This is a genomic window from Bradyrhizobium sp. P2_E8 (genome assembly GCF_056403875.1).
On sequence record NZ_JBFUES010000847.1, the window covers coordinates 1 to 3,298 of the forward strand.

At 66.9% G+C, this 3,298-nt stretch carries 4 protein-coding genes; all 4 read left to right on the forward strand.

Features of this window, described 5'->3' with window-relative positions; genetic code table 11:
• Positions 1 to 32: 32 nt before the first annotated feature.
• The gene (locus AC1D00_RS32935) at positions 33 to 743 is read left to right on the forward strand and encodes a DUF1028 domain-containing protein (RefSeq protein ID WP_477013545.1); all 711 of its coding nucleotides are present in this window, start codon (positions 33 to 35) and stop codon (positions 741 to 743) included.
• On the forward strand, positions 740 to 1,729 hold the full coding sequence (locus tag AC1D00_RS32940) for an ABC transporter ATP-binding protein (protein WP_477013542.1): 990 nt from the start codon (positions 740 to 742) through the stop codon (positions 1,727 to 1,729). Before AC1D00_RS32935 ends, AC1D00_RS32940 begins: the two co-directional genes overlap by 4 nt.
• Positions 1,729 to 2,829: an ABC transporter ATP-binding protein gene (locus AC1D00_RS32945; protein ID WP_477013543.1), complete on the forward strand. Its 1,101-nt coding sequence runs from the start codon at positions 1,729 to 1,731 to the stop codon at positions 2,827 to 2,829. Before AC1D00_RS32940 ends, AC1D00_RS32945 begins: the two co-directional genes overlap by 1 nt.
• A gap of 23 nt (positions 2,830 to 2,852) precedes the next feature.
• On the forward strand, positions 2,853 to 3,298 hold a 446-nt coding region (locus tag AC1D00_RS32950), incomplete at its 3' end, for an ABC transporter substrate-binding protein (RefSeq protein ID WP_477013544.1).

A 3,298-nucleotide genomic window follows, 5' to 3' on the forward strand; every position in this document is an offset into this window, starting at 1 on the left:
GGGCTACGCAGCAGGACGCTGATGGACAGAATATGACCTGGTCGATCATCGCACGCGATCCTGGCACCGGCCAGTTCGGCATCGCGGTTGCAACCCGCTTCTTCGCCGTCGGCGCGCGTGTGCCCTATATCGCCGCCGGCCTCGGCGCGATCGCGACGCAGGCCTTCGTCAATCCCTATTACGGCATCGACGGCGTCAAGCTCTTGCGTGAAGGCCTGAACGCGCATGACGTGCTCGCCAGCCTGCTCGCGACCGACGACGGGCGCGAAAGCCGCCAGATTCACATCATGGACGCCAGCGGCGAGATTGCCGCGCACACCGGGCGCGACTGCGTCGACTGGTGCGGCCACATCGCGGGCAGCGGCTTCTCGATCGCCGGCAACATGCTCGCGGGCGCCGATGTGCTCGACGAGACCGCCAAGACCTACATCGCCAATGACAGCCTGCCCTTTCCGCGCCGCCTGCTCGCGGCGATGCGCGCGGGCGAGGCCGCCGGGGGCGACAAACGCGGCAAGCAGTCCGCAGCACTCCTGATCCACGGCGAGGAGGAATGGCCGGCGCTGGACATTCGCGCCGACGACCATCCCGATCCGCTCGGCGAGCTCGAGCGGCTCGAACGGGTCAGCCACGAGCTCTGGGTGCATTTCCGCTCCTCCATGCCGACGCGGCAGAATCCGGCCGGCAACACCGATCGCAGCGTCATCGACGCCAGCATCGCCGCGGCCCGTGCAAGACGATCATGAGAACAAGCCCTCTCATCGAGATCAAGGATCTGCGCATCCGCTTCCACGGCGACGACGGCCGCGTCACCCATGCGGTCGACAGTGTCGATCTCAGCGTCGCCAATGGCGCGACGCTCGGCCTCGTCGGCGAATCCGGCTGCGGCAAGAGCGTGACATCGCTCGCGATCATGGGGTTGCTGCCGAAGCAAAGCGCGGAGATATCGGGCGCGATCCTCTTCGACGGCTTCGATTTGCTGAAGACCCCGGACCAGACCTTGCGCGACCTCCGCGGCAACCGGCTCGCGATGATCTTCCAGGAGCCGATGACCTCGCTCAACCCGAGCTTCACCATCGGCGACCAGATCATCGAGACGATCCTGCGCCATCGCGGCGGCTCGCGGCGCAGCGCTCGCGACCGCGCGATCGAGCTGTTGCGTCGCGTCCACATCCCCTCGCCCGAGCGGCGCGTCGACGAATATCCGCACAAGCTCTCCGGCGGCATGCGCCAGCGCGTGATGATCGCGATGGCGCTGGCCTGCGACCCCCGCCTCCTGATCGCGGACGAGCCGACCACCGCGCTCGACGTCACCCTGCAGGCGCAGATCCTGGAGCTGATGCGCGAGTTGAAGGCGGCGAGCGGTGCGGCGATCATCCTGATCACCCACGACCTCGGCGTGGTCGCCGAGGTCTGTGACGAGGTCGCGGTGATGTATGCCGGCGAGATCGTCGAGCGCGCGCCGGTGGATGAATTGTTCTCGACGCCGCAGCATCCCTACACCGTCGGCCTGCTCGGCTCGATCCCGCGGCTCGACCACCGCGCCGAGCAGCTTGCGACGATCGAAGGCATGGTCCCGAACATGGCGCAGCCGCCCGCCGGCTGCCGCTTCGCCGCACGCTGCCCCTTCGCGTTGGACGCCTGCACCAGGGCGCCGCCGCCGCTCGTGGAGATCAGCCCCGGTCACCTCTCGCGCTGCATCCGCGCGCCGCTCGAACTTCTGGTGTCGTGATGGCTCTGCTCGAGGTCGAAGGCCTGGTCAAGCATTTCGTCGCCGAGCGCTCGCTGTTCGGCCGGGCACTCGCGCATGTCAAGGCGGTCGATGGCGTCAGCTTCTCGCTCGAGGCGGGCAAGACGCTGGCCCTGGTCGGCGAATCCGGTTGCGGCAAATCCACCGTCAGCCGCCTGGTGCTGCGGCTGATCGAGCCGGATGCAGGCACGATCCGCTTCGATGGCCGCGACCTGCTCTCGCTCGACGCCGGCGCGCTCCGCGCGTTCCGCCGTGAAGCGCAGATCATCTTCCAGGATCCCTACGCCTCGCTCAACCCGCGCATGACCGTCGGCCAGATCCTGACCGAGCCGCTGGCGCTGCACGATCTCGTTCCACCCGCACAGCGGCGCGAACGGGTCGCGGAAATCCTGCGGCTGGTCGGGCTGGAGCCGCGGCTCGAGCGACGCTATCCGCACGAATTCTCCGGCGGCCAGCGGCAGCGCATCGCGATTGCCCGCGCGCTCGCGGTCGAGCCAAAACTGATCATCTGCGACGAGCCGGTCTCGGCGCTCGACGTCTCGATCCGCTCGCAGATCCTCAACCTCCTGCGCGAGCTCCAGGACCGGCTCGGCCTTGCCTACATKTTCRTCTCGCACGACCTCGCCGTGGTCAAGCACATCGCCGACCACGTCGCGGTGATGAATCTCGGCCAGATCGTCGAGACCGCGGAGGCGGACGCGCTGTTCGCCGCGCCCCGGCACCCCTATAGCCGCGCGCTGCTGTCTGCGATCCCCGTGCCTAAACCGCGGGCAAAAAGCAGCCGGATTGTGCTCCAGGGAGAGATCCCCAGCGCGCTCAATCCGCCGCCGGGATGCCGCTTCCACACCCGCTGTCCCTATGTCGTGGACCGCTGCCGCAGCGAGATGCCTCAGCTTGTCTCGGATGGCATCGGACATGCAACAGCTTGCCACCGAACGTCGGAACTGCCGTCCTCCGCGGCCATCGTCCCCATGGATGGCGGTTTCTCGCCGGTTCTTGAAAAATTGGTTGCCGCCTTCAGCGCCGGTCCGGAAGCAGCACGCGGCGGCGGGGTTAGTCCATTGGGGACGGACCCCGCATAGCCGTGAAACAGAGGTTGAGAGCGATGAGCTTTATGCGTTTGACAATCCTGGCGTCGGCCTTGCTGACGTCGCTCGTGGGCACGGCCCAGGCTCAGACCACGCTTCGCATCGGGATCGCCGAAGACCCTGATATCCTCGATCCCAGCATCGGCCGCACCTACGTCGGCCGCATCGTGTTCTCCGCGTTCTGCGACAAGCTGTTCGACATCGACGAGAAGCTCAACATAGTGCCGCAGCTCGCGCTGTCCCACGAGACGTCGGCCGACGGCAAGGAGATGACGATCAAGCTCCGGCCAGGCGTCAAATTCCACGACGGCGAGCCGCTGGACGCGGAAGCGGCAAAATTCTCGATCGAGCGTCACATGACGCTGCCGACCTCGTTCCGCAAATCCGAGCTCGCCAGCGTCGACCATGTCGAGGTCGTCGATCCCCTCACCATCAAGCTGGTGCTGAAGACGCCGTACTCGCC